1 protein-coding gene is annotated in these 696 nt (G+C 67.2%); it reads right to left on the bottom strand.

The features are described 5' to 3' along the window. The coding region (locus HG800_RS26805) for an IS1380 family transposase (RefSeq protein ID WP_169981460.1) at positions 1–696 on the bottom strand (696 nt) is incomplete at both ends.

Here is a 696-nt window from a genome sequence, read left to right as displayed (position 1 = left end):
CCGGTCGCCTCGAACTGCTGCCGCGCCTGATCCGATTGCTGAGCGATCGCCTCCCGGAGCCGGGGGTTCTGCGCCAGCCCGAGGATGTAATCGACGCCGTTGCGTTCGCACCAGGCCATGATCGGCTCGCGGCAGAAGCCGCTGTCGGCCCGGATCGTGACCTTCAGCCCCGGCCACGCCTGGCGGAGCTGATCGACGATCCGCTGCAGGTGCTTGACCGTCCCGGCCGAGGCGTCGATATCCGCCGGTCGCAGCTTCGCGCACAGCAGGTGATCGCCACAGAAAATGTACAACGGGAGATAGCAGTATCCCTTGTAATAGCCGTGGAAGAAGCGTCCGAGCTGGTGACCGTGGACCGGGTCGTCGGTGGCGTCGAGATCGAGCACAACGTGCTCGGGAGGCCGGGGATGAGCCTGCAGGAAGAGCCTGACGAAGAGGTCCTCGACCTCGTGGATGCGGCAGGTGATCTTCTTCGAGCGGCTGTCCTCATTGGCGCCGGCGGGGGTCAGTTCCAGGCGGTTCAGCGTGCTCTTGCCGGCCAGGGCCTTGCCACGGTCGCGGGCCCGCGGCCGGGATTGGCCCGTGGGATCAGCCTTGCCGACGACGGCGGCCAGCAAGGGGTCGCGGCGGAGATCGTCGTGATCGTTAAGGTCCTCGTAGCCCAGGGCCAGGCCGTAGACCCGCTGGGCGAGCAAC

Origin of the sequence: Tautonia rosea (assembly GCF_012958305.1) — a bacterium.
GTDB classification, from domain to species: Bacteria; Planctomycetota; Planctomycetia; order Isosphaerales; family Isosphaeraceae; genus Tautonia; species Tautonia rosea.
Note: the sequence above shows the minus strand (reverse complement) of the source record. Positions and strands in the feature narration are given on the sequence as shown.